The organism is uncultured Candidatus Thioglobus sp. (assembly GCF_963981275.1).
Lineage (GTDB): Bacteria > Pseudomonadota > Gammaproteobacteria > PS1 > Pseudothioglobaceae > Thioglobus_A.
Map to the genome: position 1 here is coordinate 1 of NZ_CAXCCZ010000007.1, position 15148 is coordinate 15148.

General features: G+C 37.1%; 21 protein-coding genes and 1 tRNA gene. 11 read left to right on the forward strand and 11 right to left on the reverse strand.

Annotation, left to right across the window (positions count from 1 at the left end; translation table 11 throughout):
• The first annotated feature begins 36 nt into the window (after nt 1–36).
• From cysE to fdx, 8 genes are all read left to right on the forward strand, one after another.
• Entirely contained in the window at nt 37–735 is a 699-nt protein-coding gene (gene cysE, locus ABNR88_RS01990; protein WP_291925713.1) for a serine O-acetyltransferase, read from the forward strand.
• 88 nt (nt 736–823) lie between these two features.
• Nucleotides 824–1246, forward strand: a complete 423-nt coding sequence (locus ABNR88_RS01995) for an Rrf2 family transcriptional regulator (RefSeq protein ID WP_291925715.1) — start codon at nt 824–826, stop codon at nt 1244–1246.
• A 2-nt stretch (nt 1247–1248) separates the two neighbouring features.
• On the forward strand, nt 1249–2463 hold the full coding sequence (locus ABNR88_RS02000) for an IscS subfamily cysteine desulfurase (protein WP_291925717.1): 1215 nt from the start codon (nt 1249–1251) through the stop codon (nt 2461–2463).
• A gap of 76 nt (nt 2464–2539) precedes the next feature.
• Nucleotides 2540–2917: a Fe-S cluster assembly scaffold IscU gene (gene iscU / locus ABNR88_RS02005; protein ID WP_291925718.1), complete on the forward strand. Its 378-nt coding sequence runs from the start codon at nt 2540–2542 to the stop codon at nt 2915–2917.
• Between the two features lie 6 nt (nt 2918–2923).
• Nucleotides 2924–3247: an iron-sulfur cluster assembly protein IscA gene (gene iscA, locus ABNR88_RS02010; RefSeq protein ID WP_291925719.1), complete on the forward strand. Its 324-nt coding sequence runs from the start codon at nt 2924–2926 to the stop codon at nt 3245–3247.
• 26 nt (nt 3248–3273) lie between these two features.
• A complete protein-coding gene (hscB, locus tag ABNR88_RS02015; protein WP_291925721.1) occupies nt 3274–3789 on the forward strand; it encodes a Fe-S protein assembly co-chaperone HscB in 516 nt (171 codons plus the stop codon).
• Between the two features lie 3 nt (nt 3790–3792).
• A complete protein-coding gene (hscA, locus tag ABNR88_RS02020) occupies nt 3793–5637 on the forward strand; it encodes a Fe-S protein assembly chaperone HscA (RefSeq protein WP_291925724.1) in 1845 nt (614 codons plus the stop codon).
• Nucleotides 5638–5663: 26 nt separating this feature from the next.
• Nucleotides 5664–6002 carry an ISC system 2Fe-2S type ferredoxin gene (fdx, locus tag ABNR88_RS02025; protein ID WP_291925726.1) on the forward strand — a complete coding sequence of 113 codons (339 nt, stop codon included), beginning with the start codon at nt 5664–5666 and terminating at the stop codon, nt 6000–6002.
• 92 nt (nt 6003–6094) lie between these two features.
• Here fdx and ABNR88_RS02030 read toward each other — a convergent pair whose 3' ends face one another.
• Both ABNR88_RS02030 and apbC read right to left on the reverse strand, forming a co-directional pair.
• Nucleotides 6095–6517, reverse strand: coding sequence for a hypothetical protein (locus tag ABNR88_RS02030; RefSeq protein ID WP_291925729.1), 423 nt, complete (start codon nt 6515–6517; stop codon nt 6095–6097).
• Nucleotides 6518–6578: 61 nt separating this feature from the next.
• On the reverse strand, nt 6579–7661 hold the full coding sequence (gene apbC, locus ABNR88_RS02035; protein ID WP_291925731.1) for an iron-sulfur cluster carrier protein ApbC: 1083 nt from the start codon (nt 7659–7661) through the stop codon (nt 6579–6581).
• A gap of 84 nt (nt 7662–7745) precedes the next feature.
• On the opposite strand from apbC, the gene metG reads away from it, so the two are divergent.
• Nucleotides 7746–9749: a methionine--tRNA ligase gene (gene metG / locus ABNR88_RS02040; protein ID WP_291925733.1), complete on the forward strand. Its 2004-nt coding sequence runs from the start codon at nt 7746–7748 to the stop codon at nt 9747–9749.
• A gap of 195 nt (nt 9750–9944) precedes the next feature.
• Nucleotides 9945–10032, forward strand: a tRNA-Ser gene (locus ABNR88_RS02045).
• A 268-nt stretch (nt 10033–10300) separates the two neighbouring features.
• Here the strand turns inward: ABNR88_RS02045 and ABNR88_RS02050 are convergent.
• The 9 genes from ABNR88_RS02050 to ABNR88_RS02090 all read right to left on the reverse strand — a co-directional run bounded on the left by ABNR88_RS02050 (nt 10301) and on the right by ABNR88_RS02090 (nt 13762).
• On the reverse strand, nt 10301–10498 hold the full coding sequence (locus ABNR88_RS02050; protein ID WP_053952081.1) for a hypothetical protein: 198 nt from the start codon (nt 10496–10498) through the stop codon (nt 10301–10303).
• A gap of 17 nt (nt 10499–10515) precedes the next feature.
• Nucleotides 10516–10800, reverse strand: a complete 285-nt coding sequence (locus ABNR88_RS02055; protein WP_053952082.1) for a hypothetical protein — start codon at nt 10798–10800, stop codon at nt 10516–10518.
• Entirely contained in the window at nt 10797–11087 is a 291-nt protein-coding gene (locus ABNR88_RS02060; RefSeq protein ID WP_053952083.1) for a hypothetical protein, read from the reverse strand. The genes ABNR88_RS02055 and ABNR88_RS02060 overlap by 4 nt, the downstream gene beginning before the upstream one ends.
• An 11-nt stretch (nt 11088–11098) precedes the next feature.
• A complete protein-coding gene (locus ABNR88_RS02065) occupies nt 11099–11743 on the reverse strand; it encodes a hypothetical protein (RefSeq protein ID WP_053952084.1) in 645 nt (214 codons plus the stop codon).
• A gap of 3 nt (nt 11744–11746) precedes the next feature.
• Nucleotides 11747–12031, reverse strand: coding sequence for a hypothetical protein (locus ABNR88_RS02070; RefSeq protein WP_291925742.1), 285 nt, complete (start codon nt 12029–12031; stop codon nt 11747–11749).
• A 97-nt stretch (nt 12032–12128) separates the two neighbouring features.
• Nucleotides 12129–12347: a hypothetical protein gene (locus tag ABNR88_RS02075; protein ID WP_348669899.1), complete on the reverse strand. Its 219-nt coding sequence runs from the start codon at nt 12345–12347 to the stop codon at nt 12129–12131.
• Between the two features lie 3 nt (nt 12348–12350).
• Nucleotides 12351–12665, reverse strand: a complete 315-nt coding sequence (locus tag ABNR88_RS02080) for a sulfurtransferase TusA family protein (RefSeq protein ID WP_291925746.1) — start codon at nt 12663–12665, stop codon at nt 12351–12353.
• Nucleotides 12665–13258 carry a YeeE/YedE thiosulfate transporter family protein gene (locus tag ABNR88_RS02085; protein WP_291925750.1) on the reverse strand — a complete coding sequence of 198 codons (594 nt, stop codon included), beginning with the start codon at nt 13256–13258 and terminating at the stop codon, nt 12665–12667. The genes ABNR88_RS02080 and ABNR88_RS02085 overlap by 1 nt, the downstream gene beginning before the upstream one ends.
• 12 nt (nt 13259–13270) lie before the next feature.
• Nucleotides 13271–13762 carry a YeeE/YedE thiosulfate transporter family protein gene (locus ABNR88_RS02090; protein ID WP_348669901.1) on the reverse strand — a complete coding sequence of 164 codons (492 nt, stop codon included), beginning with the start codon at nt 13760–13762 and terminating at the stop codon, nt 13271–13273.
• A gap of 341 nt (nt 13763–14103) precedes the next feature.
• On the opposite strand from ABNR88_RS02090, the gene ABNR88_RS02095 reads away from it, so the two are divergent.
• Entirely contained in the window at nt 14104–15060 is a 957-nt protein-coding gene (locus tag ABNR88_RS02095) for a rhodanese-like domain-containing protein (protein WP_291925756.1), read from the forward strand.
• Nucleotides 15061–15148: the final 88 nt, after the last annotated feature.

Below are 15148 nucleotides of genomic sequence, written 5' to 3' on the forward strand. Positions count from 1 at the left end.
ATTAAGTTTATTAGTAATTTATGATATAATTTTGCCATGAGATTTATAGAAGACATTCAAAGCGTTTTTAATCGCGATCCAGCAGCTCGAAATACCTTTGAGGTAATTACTTGTTATTCTGGGGTTCAAGCGATGTTGTTTTATCGGCTAACGCACCGCTTATGGCTATTAAAACTAAAATGGTTGGCTCGTTTTATTTCTATGTTGTCACGCTGGTTTACCGGTATTGAAATTCACCCGGGCGCTACTATTGGCAGGCGTTTTTTTATTGATCATGGCATGGGTGTGGTGATTGGAGAAACTGCTGAAATTGGTGACGATGTTACTTTGTATCATGGTGTTACTTTAGGTGGAACATCTTGGCAAAAAGGTAAGCGCCATCCTACTTTGGGCAATAACGTGGTGATTGGTGCTGGTGCTAAAATTTTGGGCCCGATCACCTTAGGTGATCACGTAAGAGTTGGCTCAAACTCTGTGGTAGTGAAATCAATTGAAGCGGAGAAAACTGTTGTTGGTGTGCCTGGACGTGTGCTAAAAGATAAAACTGTTAAGTCAGAACATTTTGATTCTTATGCAGTAGGCGGCAGTGAAGATGACCCAACAATTAAGGCGATTAACTCTATCTTAAAGCATTTGCATGATGTTGATTCCCAGCTGCATAAAGTCTCTAAAGAGCTCAATATTAAAGATCAAAAAGATAGCTCTGTTAATGGCCTGGAGATAGAGAGTAAATAACCTTATCTTGGAAAAGGTTTTTTACTTGACTAAAAAGCTAGGTTAAGCGTATAATGAGTGTCTATTTATTTTCTGATAAGAGGTCGATATGCAATTAACCACAAAAGGTCGTTACGCAGTTACAGCGATGTTAGATTTAGCATCTAACGATACTGGTAGGCCCATTACTTTGGATATAATCTCTCAAAGACAAAATATTTCTTTGTCTTATTTGGAGCAGTTATTTGCCAAACTTCGTCGTGCAGAATTAGTTAAAAGTGTGCGTGGCCCTGGCGGCGGCTACTTACTTAATATTGAGGCAAAAAATATTAACCTGACTCAAATTATTGAGGCAGTGGATGAAAATATTGACCTTCGTAGATGTGCTGGTACTACAGGTTGTCATGATGGAAAGCAGTGTATTTCACACAGATTATGGTGTGAGGTTAGTAGTCAAATTAGAGGTTTTTTAAGCTCTAAAACATTACAAATGGTTATTGATGACCAACAACAAAATATAGGAATTTTATAAGTATGACCACGCCAATTTATATGGATTATTCGGCTACTACGCCGGTAGACACCCGTGTCGCTAAAAAAATGATGCAATATTTAACCATGGATGGTGATTTCGGCAATCCTGCATCGAATTCGCATTATTATGGCTGGCAAGCGGATGAAGCTGTTAAAAAAGCACGCCAGCAGGTGGCTGATTTAATTGGTGCCGATTCAAAAGAGATTGTGTGGACTTCAGGCGCAACTGAATCTAACAATCTGGCTATCAAGGGTATTGCTCATTTTTATCATAAAAAGGGTAAACATATTATTACCCTTAAGACCGAACACAAGGCTGTGCTTGACACTTGTCGACAGCTTGAGCGTGAAGGCTATGAGGTAGACTATCTTGATCCGATGCCCAATGGCTTGTTAGATATTAACGTCTTAAAAGCAGCCATGCGTGAGGATACAATTTTGGTATCAATTATGCATGTTAATAATGAAATTGGGGTGATTCAAGATATTGAAACTATTGGTAACTTATGTCGTGAAAACAAAATTTTCTTCCATGTGGATGCGGCCCAATCTGCGGGTAAAGTGGCGATTGATCTAAGTGTATTGCCAGTTGATTTAATGAGTTTTTCGGCACATAAAATCTACGGTCCAAAGGGTATGGGTGCATTATATGTTCAGCGTAAGCCACGTATTCGCTTAGAAGCGCAAATGCACGGTGGTGGGCATGAGCGTGGTATGCGTTCAGGCACACTAGCAACACATCAAATTGTTGGTATGGGCGAGGCTTTTGCCATTGCAAATGCTGAGATGCTTGAGGAAAATACCAAAATTAGAACTTTGCGTGATCGTCTACTGGCTGGTTTTGACGGCATGGAAGAGGTGGTGATTAATGGTGACATGGAGTCACGTATTCCAGGCAATCTTAACATCAGTTTTAACTATGTAGAGGGTGAGTCTTTGATGATGGCAATTAGTGATATTGCCGTTTCAAGTGGATCTGCCTGTACCTCAGCTAGCTTAGAGCCATCGTACGTATTGCGCGCCTTAGGCTTATCGGATGAATTGGCACATTCTTCAATTAGATTTACCATTGGTCGTTATACCACCGAGCAAGATGTTGATAAAGCTATTGATTTGGTACGTGATAAAGTTCAAAAATTACGTGATTTATCTCCGCTTTGGGATATGTTCAAAGAGGGCATTGATATTAGTAAAGTTGAGTGGTCAGCGCACTAGATTACACAAAAAATACAAGAGTTAGACTTTCCTAAAAGGGTTAGAATAACTAACAATAAGAACAAGGAGAAATAACATGGCATACGGCGAAAAGGTAATGGATCATTATGAAAATCCACGTAACGTTGGTGTACTTGATAAAGATGCAAAAAATGTGGGTACTGGCATGGTTGGTGCACCCGCTTGTGGCGACGTTATGCGTTTGCAAATTCAAGTCAATGATGACGGTATCATTGAAGAGGCTAAGTTTAAAACTTATGGTTGTGGTTCAGCGATCGCTTCTAGTTCACTATTAACCGAATGGGTAAAAGGCAAGACTCTAGACGAAGCAGCTGAAATTAAAAATACAGATTTGGCTGAAGAGCTGGCATTACCACCAGTTAAGGTGCATTGTTCAGTGCTTGCCGAAGACGCCATTAAAGCGGCTATTAACGATATTAAAAGCAAAGCATAGTTAACAATGTCCATCACCCTAACAGACACAGCTGCTAAGCGCGTTGTTGATTTTTTAGCCAATCGAGGATCTGGTATTGGCATTCGCCTAAGCGTACAAACTACAGGTTGTTCTGGTTTAGGCTACAACATGGAGTTTGTTGATAGTGCTAATGAGGACGATACGGTATTTAAAGATAACGGCGTTCAGGTAATTATTGATGCTAAAAGCCTTATCTATCTTGATGGTACTGAGGTGGACTATGTTAAAGAAGGTTTGAATGAGGGGTTTGAATTTAACAACCCTAATGCTAAGGCCGAGTGCGGTTGCGGTGAGTCCTTTACCGTATAAAAACATATATTACTAAAACACAGTTTATGCAAAATTATTTCGAATTATTTTCATTAACACCGAATTTTGATATCGATACAAATCAGCTGGAGTCAGCTTATCAGCATCAGGTGGCAAGGTTTCATCCCGATAATTTTGCTACTGGTAGTGATAAAGAAAAAAATCATGCCTTACAAAATACAGCGTTAATCAACAGCGCTTATGACACCTTAAAATCTGCACTTTTACGTGCTACTTATCTTTTAGAATTAGACGGTATAAATGCGTTTGATGAAAAAGACACCCAGATGGATGTGGATTTTTTAATGTCACAAATAGAGTTAAGAGAGGCTTTAGAGGGTATTGAGCTTAGCAAAGATGAGTTAGACTTGGATGACTTTATCGAACAAATTTCTGAAAAAATTAAAAACAATATCAAGCGCATTAGCAATATTTTTGAATCTACAAAAGATAAAGAGCAAATAAAGAATTCGGTTAGAGAATTAAAATTCTATGAGCAGCTTAATATTCACGCAAAACAGCTTATGGACGAGTGGATGTAAAACATGGCATTATTACAAATATCAGAGCCAGGACAGTCTAGCGCTCCCCACCAACACAAACTAGCCATTGGCATAGATTTGGGAACCACAAACTCTTTAGTAGCTTCAGTAAAAAGCGGAAAAAGTGTTATTTTAACGGATGAAAACAACCAGGCTATCTTGCCATCGGTTGTACACTGTGGCAAAGACAATAAGCTGACTGTAGGTTGTGATGCCTGTCCTTATGCCAAAACAGATCCAACCAATACCATTGTGTCAGTTAAGCGCTTTATGGGGCTTGGCTATAAAGAGGTTAGTGCATTTAAAAATTGCCCATATACATTGGTTGAAAATGCCAATAATGTATTGTTTCATACTGCCATGGGCGATCTATCAGCGGTTGAAATCTCTAGTACTATCCTTAGCTCCTTAAAACAGCGCGCTGAAAAAGCACTAGAAGGTGATTTGGCTGGTGCGGTGATCACCGTACCAGCATATTTTAACGATGCTCAGCGTCAAGCTACTAAAGATGCGGCTACCTTAGCAGGGCTTAATACCTTAAGGCTTTTAAATGAGCCGACAGCAGCTGCAGTTGCTTATGGATTGGAATCGGGCGAAGAGGGTGTGCATGCTATTTATGACTTGGGCGGCGGCACTTTTGATATTTCAATTTTAAGTTTTAGCCAGGGTGTTTTTAAAGTACTGGCCACCGGAGGTGACTCCACTTTAGGTGGGGATGATTTCGATCAATTAATTATCGATGATTGTATTGAAAAAATGGGTGTTAGTGAGCTAACTCCAACTCAAATGCAAAAAATTAAGCAATTTGCACGTGCCGCCAAAGAAACTCTAAGCACTCAAGGGTTTGCAAAATTTGACTGCATTGAGACGCCTTACGAAATTACCCGTGAAAAATTTGATGAACTTTCAAGTAAGTTAATCAAGCGAACATTGCTATTAACCAAGCGAGCGCTTAGAGATGCAGATACAGCGCTAAGCGACGTTAAAGATATTATTATGGTTGGCGGTTCAACTCGTATGCCATTGGTAAGAAGCATGGTGGGGGATCTATTCAACAAGCCGGTACTATGCTCAATAAATCCAGATGAGGTAGTGGCTAAAGGCGCTGCTATTCAGGCTAATATTTTGGCTGGGAATAAGTCAGCGGGCGATATGCTATTACTTGATGTGTTGCCATTGTCATTGGGTCTTGAAACCATGGGTGGTCTGGTTGAGAAAGTTGTGCATCGTAACACCACCATTCCCATTACACGCGCACAAGAATTTACCACCTTTAAAGATGGTCAAACTGCCATGAGTATTCATGTTTTACAAGGTGAGCGAGAGCTGGTTAAAGATTGTCGCTCATTAGGACGTTTTGATTTAACCGGTATTCCACCAATGGTTGCAGGCAATGCGCGTATTCGTGTTGAGTTTCAAGTGGATGCTGATGGTCTGTTATCTGTTAGTGCGACCGAGCAAATCTCCGGGGTTAAGGCTGAAGTGCTTATTAAGCCGTCATACGGCTTATCTGACGGCCAAATGGAGCAAATGCTGAAGGATTCTATTTTATTTGCCAAATCAGACATCCAGGCTCGACAGCTTCATGAAATTCAAGTGGAAGCAAGTAGAACGCTTGAAGCCATTGACTCGGCACTTATTAAAGACAAAGCTATGCTCAATGCTCAAATGCTTGAAAATATTCTCAATGCCAGATCTGAGCTTGATGCCGTAAAGCAAGATTCACAAGAAAAAATTATCAAAAATAAAATCGATAACCTTGAAAAGGTGTGTGCTGGCTTTGTGGAAATGCGGATGAACAGCTCTGTCATGAAAGCCATGCAAGGCCACAGCGTCGACGAATTTTAACCCATTATATAAATTAGGAAAATAACATGCCACAAATAATCATCTTACCTCATCATGAATTATGCCCTGAAGGTATTGTTATTGAAGCGCAAGCAGGAGAGACGGTTTGCAGTGCTATGCTGGCAAACGATGTTGAAATTGAGCACGCCTGTGAAATGTCAAATGCCTGCACAACATGCCATATCTACGTGCGTGAAGGCTTTGATTCGCTGGCTGAGTCAGACGAAACAGAAGACGATATGCTTGATAAGGCATGGGGTCTAGATCCGGATTCGCGCTTGTCTTGCCAATCAGTTCTGGGTGATACAGACCTGGTGGTGGAGATTCCAAAGTATACGATCAATCAAGTATCTGAAAACCATTAAGCTTAAATTTTATTGATATTTAAGCTGTTTATCAAATATAAACGCCCAGCTAGAGAAGATAAATTTTCCTTGTAAAATAAAAAACTTCTTTTCTAAAATTTTAGAAATTTAGAAACAAAGCCTTCAGACTCTTCTTTGGGGCCAAATTCTGCCACTACATCCATTGGTTTTTCTTTAGAAATAAGCCACTGAGGCATAGGCGGGTGTTCACTACTGCCACAAGTTTTACCTAAGTTTTTAGGGTGAAATATCTTAACAAAAGACGGGTTTTTTAAGTCATCTGTATAGACAATGCCACAATAACGCTCGTCATGTTCTTCATCAACAATTGACTTGATGTTTTTAATTTTTTTAACAAAGACATCGGCGCTAAGCGTCTCACTTGGCATTGTTGTTAGTGTGTCATAAATAAACCAATCATCAGGTGTATCAATTAAATTTTGTAGTAATACGTCGCAGTCATCTAGTTGCATAACACCGATGAAACGACCTTTAAATTGTTGAAAATAGTCCATAGATAAAAAAAAGCCTGATTAAGGCTTTATAGTTTACTGATTTTTAAAACTTATTAATAAGTTATTCAATTGTAATACTTGGGAAAGCGCTCATTGCGCGATCTTGTTGAGTAAGTTTGGCACTCACTTTTCTTGCAATTTCTTTGTAAATTTCAGCCACTTTCCCATCTGGATCTTTGGCAACCGTTGGTGTGCCTTCGTCTACATCAGTTCTGATATCCATCTCTAATGGTAGGGCGCCTAAGAAATTAACCTGTGCATCTTTTGCCATTGATTCACCACCACCAACGCCAAAAATAGCCTCTTCATGGCCACACTTAGAACAGATATGTAGCGACATATTTTCAACAATACCCAAGATTGGAATATTGACTTTTTCAAACATTTTTAAGCCTTTTGTAGCATCGAGAAGGGCGATGTCTTGAGGTGTTGTAACAATAATAGAGCCACTAACTGGAATCTTTTGTGACAGTGTTAGTTGTGTGTCACCCGTTCCTGGTGGTAGATCGATAATCATATAATCAATCCCGCGCCATAACGTATCACGCAACATCTGCTCTAAAGCCTGCGTTACCATTGGACCACGCCAAATCATTGGGTTGTCTTCGTCTACCAAATAGCCAATCGACATGCTTTGCATGCCATGGCCTAAAATTGGCAGTAACTTTCCCTCTGCTGAAGTGTCAGGCTTAAGCTTGCTTACACCTAACATTCTTGGTTGTGACGGGCCGTAAATATCTGCATCTAAAATAGCGACTTTTGCGCCTTCTGCTTGCAAGGCTAGCGCCAAATTAACAGAGGTAGTAGATTTACCAACGCCACCTTTGCCTGAGGCAACTGCAATAATATTTTTAACCTCTGAAAGAATTTCAACGCCTTTTTGGGTTGAGTACTTAACGATTTTCGTTTCTATATTAACGCTTGAATTGTTAATACCATTTTCAGCTAAAGCATCTGTTATTTGCTTTTTAAGCTCTTCATGGTAGCCTTTTGCAGGATAATTAAGCTCAATGGTAATTTCAACCTTATCACCATCAAAATCAATATTGTTAATTACATTAGAAGAGACGATATCTTGTTCAGTATATTTATCAATAACACTGCTTAAAATACTATTAATGTTGTCAATGGTTAAATCTGCCATATTCGTGCGCCTGTATTTCAGTAAAATGATGCTATTTTATCGTATAACGATATCACGTAACCTTAATATTAACAATACTATCCTATGGCAACAAGAAAAATCCTAGTTACTTCAGCACTTCCATACGCCAATGGCGAAATTCACCTTGGGCACTTGCTTGAATATATTCAAACTGATATCTGGGTGCGCTTCCAAAAAATGATGGGTCATGAGTGTCATTATGTCTGTGCAGACGATGCACACGGTACACCAATCATGCTTAAAGCTGATGAACTAGGCATTACACCTGAAGAGTTAATCAAAGGGGTAAGTGAGCGCCATCAAGCAGATTTTAAAGAATTCTCCATTGGTTTTAGCCAGTACCACTCGACTCATAGTCCTGAAAACAAGGAGATTTCATCTGGTATTTACAATAAATTAAATGAGCGTGGTTTTATAAAGTCACGCACCATTTCTCAAGCATTTGACCCTGAAAAACAAATGTTTTTACCTGATCGTTTTATTCGTGGTGAATGCCCTAAGTGTGGTGCTAAAGATCAATACGGCGATAACTGTGAGGTCTGTGGCGCAACTTATTCGCCTACTGAGCTGGTCAATGCTAAATCGGCAGTTTCCGGGGCAAAGCCAATTACCAAAGATTCAGAGCACTATTTCTTTGATTTGCCTCAGTTTGAAGATCAGCTTAAAGCCTGGACAGAAGCAGGTCACTTGCAAGTAGAAATCAGCAATAAGTTGGCAGAGTGGTTTGAGCAAGGATTGCAGCAGTGGGATATTTCTCGCGATGCACCATATTTTGGCTTTCAAATTCCTGGTGTGGAAAATAAATATTTTTATGTGTGGCTGGATGCGCCAATTGGCTATATGGCCAGTTTCAAAAAACTATGTACTGATACTGGGCTTGATTTCAACGAGTACTTTGATAAAGATTCTAAAACTGAGCTGTATCATTTTATTGGAAAGGACATTGTATATTTCCATGCACTATTTTGGCCAGCGATGCTAATGGGCTCTGATTACCGCACGCCAACAGCAATTTATGCGCACGGATTTTTAACCGTTAACGGCCAAAAAATGAGTAAATCTCGTGGCACATTTATTCAAGCTAGAACTTATCTAGATAGCCTTAATCCTGAGTGTTTACGTTATTATTATGCCTATAAGCTTTCAAGCAAAATTGATGACATTGACCTTAACCTGCAAGATTTCAAGCAGCGAGTTAATTCTGATTTAGTAGGTAAGGTGGTTAATATTGCCTCACGATCAGCAGGATTTATCGTTAAAAAGTTCGATAAAACACTATCTGCTTATGCGATTGAGCCTGAGCTTTACAATGAGTTTATAGCAAAAGGCGATGACATTGCCAAGCTGTATGAGGCGCGTAATTATAATCAAGCCATGCGTGAGATTATGAAACTAGCTGATAAAGCTAATCAATACATCGATGAGCACAAACCATGGCAGTTAATTAAAGAAGAGGGTAGCGAAGCACAAGTGCACGATGTCACTTCTCTGGCACTTAATTTATTTAGGGTATTAATGACTTACCTTAAGCCAGTATTGCCAGAAATGGCAAAGCAAGCGGAGGATTTTTTAAATATCGATGCGTTTAATTGGGCAGACCTTAAGCATCCGCTAACCAAGCATCAAATTAATAAATTTAAGCCATTAATGTCACGCATTGAAGATGAACAAATCAATTCTGTTATTGAGGCTTCAAAGCAAACCACTGAGCAGCAAGAGCCTGAACAAGAAGAGGATGACAATATGATTTCAATTAATGATTTCACTAAGATAGATTTACGAATTGCCAAAATTGTTAAAGCACAGCATGTTGAAGGCGCTGATAAGCTCTTGCAGCTCACTCTTGATATTGGTGAAGAAAAAACGCGTAATGTGTTTGCTGGAATAAAGGCACACTACAATCCAGAAGACTTGGAAGGGCGTTTAACTGTTATGGTGGCCAACCTCGCTCCAAGACAAATGAAATTTGGCTTATCTGAAGGCATGGTTCTGGCTGCAGGTAATGGCAAGTCATTACATATTTTATCGCCAGATTCTGGTGCAACACCAGGTATGAAAATCAGTTAAAAATTTAGTAAATTTTTAAAACCAGTCTAATATTTACAGAAATAGACTTAAATTAACGCTAAAACAGCATTTTTAAGCCCAATATTAGCCTATTTTTGATGTTTATTTGAAAAAAAGCTAGCGCCACTGGAAAAATTTAGCAAATTCCTTAAATGACTGGTTTGATAGAGATATTAACGTAAAATACTTCTTTCTGGAGAGATGTCAGAGCGGTTTAATTTGCTCGCTTGGAAAGCGGGTGTACGGCAACGTACCGAGGGTTCGAATCCCTCTCTCTCCACCATATTTTTACTTAAAAATCAATGACTTATAAATGTTTACAAGTCATTGACACTACATTTTTCACGTGAAAATGTACTTAAGTTTTTCCTAGAATTGCCACTGTTACTGTATTTTTTGAATAAAAATGAGGGATTCTTGCCCTCTACCAATTATCAAAGCAAGGAGTAAATTGGCTGGACATTTTCAATGGGTCTTTTAGGTAATAAGTGTTAGCCCTTATGTGTCAGCCAAGGACTTTTAATCACTTTTATTTAAACAGGCGACCCACCTTATAAAATAATATTTTTTTCAGAATCAATGATGTGATTTAAAACTTGATCCCAATCCTGATCAGCCATTTTATTGATAGAAAAATTAGCTATTATTGAGGTTTCGTTTTGCGTTTCAATGAATTTTAATTCATTTTTTAGGTGGCTAGAATCTGGGAAGTAGCCTACATCTAGAACAAAATATTTTAAGTTAGTCATGTTGTATGTTTTATCGGTTAAATGGTAAGTATGTGATTAGATTTGTCTAATTCTGCACGAAATTGAACTTGGTCTATTTGTTGCATGTTGGCATCGTCAAGTATTGATAAAGGCTCAATTTCACACAATTCCAATAGCTCTGCATTTTCAATAGTCTCTGCATTTTCTTCAATATGCCTATCAACAAAAATACAGCTGACACGGTGTCCAAATATTGTCAATCCAGCTGCCACTCTCATTGCTTCCGCATGATCACTTATTGCAAATACTAGAATATCTTTTTTAGTGTTAGATATTGTCATATTGATACCACCTTATCATGGTTGGCAATCATTTCACTTAGGTTTGTTTGACTACCCATAGTAGCAATTGAAGTTGTATTGGGAAGATATCGATCCCAAGAGTGGTGGCATGCTACAGAGTTTTCTATTATGTTTAGATTTTGCTTAATTTTTGCATCTTCTAAAGTCTTTATGCCTGCACCTGTAAAAAAGCAGCTGTATTGATATTTTTTCCTTATACATGCATCGCTTAGTGGAAGTAATAGGTCTGCACCACGCTCTTGGCTAATAATAAATAATAAGCTCATTTTTTAACTCCTTAATCAATAATTATTTTTACATTTGTGTAATCTAAAGCTACAAGGTTGGCAAAAACTGCAAGTGATGTAGAAATATCTTTTGATTGAATGATGATCTTTTCATGTTTTGACTGGGTTTTAGGGTTATCGACAAACCTCCAGTTTTGATCTTTCATTTTTTGAATTTGACTTTTTAGTACTAGAAAATTTTCTCTCATTCTTCCTAGATAGGCGCTAGAGCGGAACAGTTGCCTCTTACTTCCACTAGCTTTACCTGTTGCCTCAACTAATTGTTTAATATTGTTATTTGACCAAATCCATATTTTTTTTTGCCCAGCAAGAAAAAATAAAGCTGCCAACGCTTGGCTTTCTTTTTGACTTTCTCCATAAATCAATAATTCATCGGTATGGACTATGTTGGATGTGGAAAAAGCCCAAAAAATATCCCTAAAACTAGCCAGTTCTCCTTTAGATTCAAAGTCGTTAAAGGGCATGCATTTAGTTTTTTTAGCACTATAAAGTGTACATTCCTGGAGTTTACTGGAATTTACAGGGACTATATTTTCTAAGAATTCTTTGCTTAAATTATTTGTATAACTAATATCGGTATTGGCTATCGACTCACCAAGATGTAGAAAAATACTTATCCCAATAATGTAGAGCATTAATTAACAGCCTCCGAATTGGCGCTCAGGTATTTTTAAGAGTGTATTGTTATTAGTTGTAGGGGGGTTCTCCATATAGTGATCCATTAATTCAACAACTGGAAGAAATCCATAGTCGTCCCCCATATTTATATTTAGATCAAAATTTTCAATATTTTGTGGTGTATTCATATGCTTAATTTCTTCTGGCGATAGCTTGGCAAATGGGAAAATAAGAAGCAGTACAATTAAACTAATTGATAATGCAAATGAGCAAAAAATTAAACCTATTTTTGTTTGATATTTCATAATACCTTTATTTTTTTATTTAAGTAATGCCAATGTACATTAAGTAGAATGCAGTCACAAAAGCAATTAATTGTGCGGTTGTTTCATAATCCATTATTCAATTACCTTTAAAGTGTTTTACAAGTTTTTCTATTGAAATTATTTCACCTGATTCTGGATGAATTGTATCTGGCGTAAAGAATGGAACGCCGTGGCTAGAAGCTTTCAAAGACTCGGGTGTTTTAGCAAACATATAGATAAAAATAACGACTGTGATTATCATAATTAATATCGATATGACTAAAAGCTGTTTATCTTGTGTTGTGTTAAAAGACATGTGTTAATTTCTTTGTAAAAGAACTTTCCAGCTCTGATCGGAGAAAACTGTTCCTAGATGTATACTGTTTAACTCTGATTGCATGGATGCTAAAGATTCCATTGAGGTAGGGTTGTCAATCACTATTTTAATAATATCACCGCTTTTAGCGTCATTCATTGCCCCTTTAGCCATTAATTGTGGCCTAGGGCACGAGAATCCAAGACAATCAATAGTCCTTGTGATGTTTATCACGTCACCATTGTCAAGAGTTATTGTTGAATCATTGTCGCTGTCGCTGCTTACTTTGTTAGTAGTTTTTTTTGTAAATAAACCCATTATCCTTCTCCTGTTGTTTTTAAAGATTTCTTTGCTTGAATTTTTAAATATATGAAAAGTAAAACTGCAAATTGTATCAATCCAAAAAATATAGCTGGAATTCCAGTTTTTTCTTGAAGTGTTTCTGCATTTGCAAATCCTAGTTGTAAAGTTTCTAAATTAGGCTCGCCAGTCATTGCAATAGGGGCAGGGGGCCAGTAATCAAATGACCATAATAATGAAAATAAAAACATGCCTATAAATGTGAATATTAATGCCCAGATTGCACCAACATTTCCTTCACCAGATTTAACCCATGTCGATACAGTGCAAGCGCCTGCTAACACCATGCCTATTCCAAATATAAATAAGCCGATAACCTGATTAAGGCCAACATCAAATTTCATGGTATGACCTTGGCCAAAGGTAATAAACGTTGTAAATCCTATGGTTAAAACCATCATAGCGAGCAATAAAGCTTCGGTATTTCGGTAGGTTTTAAACAATATTGCATCTCTTAATGCTGCTGTATTACAAAACCTAGAGCGTTGCACCAGTAATCCAACTACAGATCCAAATAAAAATGCGACTAAAATTTCACCAATTACTGACATATCATTCCTTTTTTAAAATTTTAAAATTTTTTTATAAATGTGAGATCCGACCCAGGCGCCTGCAATAATCCCGGTCATTGATAGATAGCCTCCAAGGTTTAGTTGTGGCGTCAATCCAAAGAATGTTGATACGTTACAAACAAAAGCTAAGCGTATTCCAATGCCCATCATCAGGCCGCCTATAGTAATCATTACCCATTCAGATAAACTAGCTGGAAAGCGCCAAAAGAATTCATTGCTTAACTTTGCCCCAACAAATGCGCCAAAAAGCATGCCAAGAGAAATGTAAATTTTCCAATAACCGAAATCAGGTGGAAATACTATTTGCCAGAAAGGTATTTCATTAATTTTATCTCCTATAATTAACTCAGCGGCTAAGCCAGTCATCATTGTTTCGCCACCTCCAACTGTCCATGCACCTAAAATCAAAAAAAGAAAAATATCAAAAAAAGCAATAGCCACTAATGCAATTCTTGGATCAAGTGATTTTTTAAAAAAGTCCATGTTGGTTATTTATTTTTATAGAAGTTGTGAGCACTATATTTGTTATTTTGAATTCATGGGTAGTATTATTGTATTAGTTTTTAAAATGATATTTTTCAACTATATAAATACAGCCCTTGTAACTAAAAAATTACACAAGTATTTTTTTATAGTAGTTGTTAATACTATTTTTTGTCATGTAAGTTTATAAGCAATATTAATCAATACATTTTTATTATTAATAATTGATGGGTTTATATAGAACACTTTCCGATTTAAAAAAAATGTATAGCAAATGCTACTACCTTTTAATATATTCTTTAGTGCATAATCAAATTCGAAACAATAAAAGAGGCTGTAGTATGAAAGTAAAAACACAAAAAAACGGAGAAACAATGATGTTAAAAAACAAACTATTAATATTTACAACAATGTTATTTGCAATGGTATTACAAGCAAATGCATCAATAACTATTGGTACACCATTAGTAAGCACCTATTGGTTATCAGATCATAAAGACAAAGTAATTGTGCTCGATGTACAAAAAAAGATAAAAAAAGATATGAAGACAATAGCTGGGGCGGTTTTGGTTGACTGGTCTAAAGTTAGAGCCAAAAAAACAGAAGAAGGAATGGGGTTAATTAAAATGCTTCCCACCAAAGTAGAGTTTAATAAGCACATGCAAAGTTTAGGTGTGAATAATAATAGTGCAATAGTAATTACAACATCAGGAGATGGTGCTTCTAATATATTTTTAGGAACAAGGTTGTATTGGCAGCTAAAATACTATGGTCACGATAATGTAGCAATGTTAGATGGTGGTAATGCAAAATGGAATAACGAGAAGAAAGCAATGGGTCATGGCGCAACACTTTCTAAAGGTAGTTTTGTTTCAACAACTGAAAGAAAGGAGCTTCTGGCTACAACATCAGATGTAGAAAAAGCTGTAGAAAGTGGAGATACTGTGTTGGTTGATAGTAGAGAAGAGGACCAATATTTAGGATTGTTTTATAAGAAAAAGTATGTTTATAAAGCAGGACATATCCCTGGTGGTAAATCGGCTTTTGGTGGAACATTCTTAAAGCATAAAGGAAAGACCTTTCAAACAAAGAAAAACATAGCGGATATTTTTAAGGCTAAAGGAATAACGACTACAGGAAAGGGCATAGCTTATTGTAATAGTGGTCATTGGGGAAGTGGAACATGGTTTATACAACATGAGATTTTAGGCAATAAAAACTTCAAGCTATATGATGGTTCAATGCATGCTTGGACAAAAGGAAACAAGAGACTTGTAAATAAAATTATTTACGAATAATCACTTACATTCAAACCATTTAATAGATGGTTTGAATGTTTTTATATTTATATTTAGGTTTAATTTAAATTTAAATATAAAAACATTC

Coding starts and splice junctions, on each gene's coding strand:
- cysE (WP_291925713.1), top strand. CDS start 37: ATGAGATTTATAGAAGACATTCAAAGCGTTTTTAATCGCGATCCAGCA.
- ABNR88_RS01995 (WP_291925715.1), top strand. CDS start 824: ATGCAATTAACCACAAAAGGTCGTTACGCAGTTACAGCGATGTTAGAT.
- ABNR88_RS02000 (WP_291925717.1), top strand. CDS start 1,249: ATGACCACGCCAATTTATATGGATTATTCGGCTACTACGCCGGTAGAC.
- iscU (WP_291925718.1), top strand. CDS start 2,540: ATGGCATACGGCGAAAAGGTAATGGATCATTATGAAAATCCACGTAAC.
- iscA (WP_291925719.1), top strand. CDS start 2,924: ATGTCCATCACCCTAACAGACACAGCTGCTAAGCGCGTTGTTGATTTT.
- hscB (WP_291925721.1), top strand. CDS start 3,274: ATGCAAAATTATTTCGAATTATTTTCATTAACACCGAATTTTGATATC.
- hscA (WP_291925724.1), top strand. CDS start 3,793: ATGGCATTATTACAAATATCAGAGCCAGGACAGTCTAGCGCTCCCCAC.
- fdx (WP_291925726.1), top strand. CDS start 5,664: ATGCCACAAATAATCATCTTACCTCATCATGAATTATGCCCTGAAGGT.
- ABNR88_RS02030 (WP_291925729.1), bottom strand. CDS start 6,517: ATGGACTATTTTCAACAATTTAAAGGTCGTTTCATCGGTGTTATGCAA.
- apbC (WP_291925731.1), bottom strand. CDS start 7,661: ATGGCAGATTTAACCATTGACAACATTAATAGTATTTTAAGCAGTGTT.
- metG (WP_291925733.1), top strand. CDS start 7,746: ATGGCAACAAGAAAAATCCTAGTTACTTCAGCACTTCCATACGCCAAT.
- ABNR88_RS02050 (WP_053952081.1), bottom strand. CDS start 10,498: ATGACTAACTTAAAATATTTTGTTCTAGATGTAGGCTACTTCCCAGAT.
- ABNR88_RS02055 (WP_053952082.1), bottom strand. CDS start 10,800: ATGACAATATCTAACACTAAAAAAGATATTCTAGTATTTGCAATAAGT.
- ABNR88_RS02060 (WP_053952083.1), bottom strand. CDS start 11,087: ATGAGCTTATTATTTATTATTAGCCAAGAGCGTGGTGCAGACCTATTA.
- ABNR88_RS02065 (WP_053952084.1), bottom strand. CDS start 11,743: ATGCTCTACATTATTGGGATAAGTATTTTTCTACATCTTGGTGAGTCG.
- ABNR88_RS02070 (WP_291925742.1), bottom strand. CDS start 12,031: ATGAAATATCAAACAAAAATAGGTTTAATTTTTTGCTCATTTGCATTA.
- ABNR88_RS02075 (WP_348669899.1), bottom strand. CDS start 12,347: ATGTCTTTTAACACAACACAAGATAAACAGCTTTTAGTCATATCGATA.
- ABNR88_RS02080 (WP_291925746.1), bottom strand. CDS start 12,665: ATGGGTTTATTTACAAAAAAAACTACTAACAAAGTAAGCAGCGACAGC.
- ABNR88_RS02085 (WP_291925750.1), bottom strand. CDS start 13,258: ATGTCAGTAATTGGTGAAATTTTAGTCGCATTTTTATTTGGATCTGTA.
- ABNR88_RS02090 (WP_348669901.1), bottom strand. CDS start 13,762: ATGGACTTTTTTAAAAAATCACTTGATCCAAGAATTGCATTAGTGGCT.
- ABNR88_RS02095 (WP_291925756.1), top strand. CDS start 14,104: ATGAAAGTAAAAACACAAAAAAACGGAGAAACAATGATGTTAAAAAAC.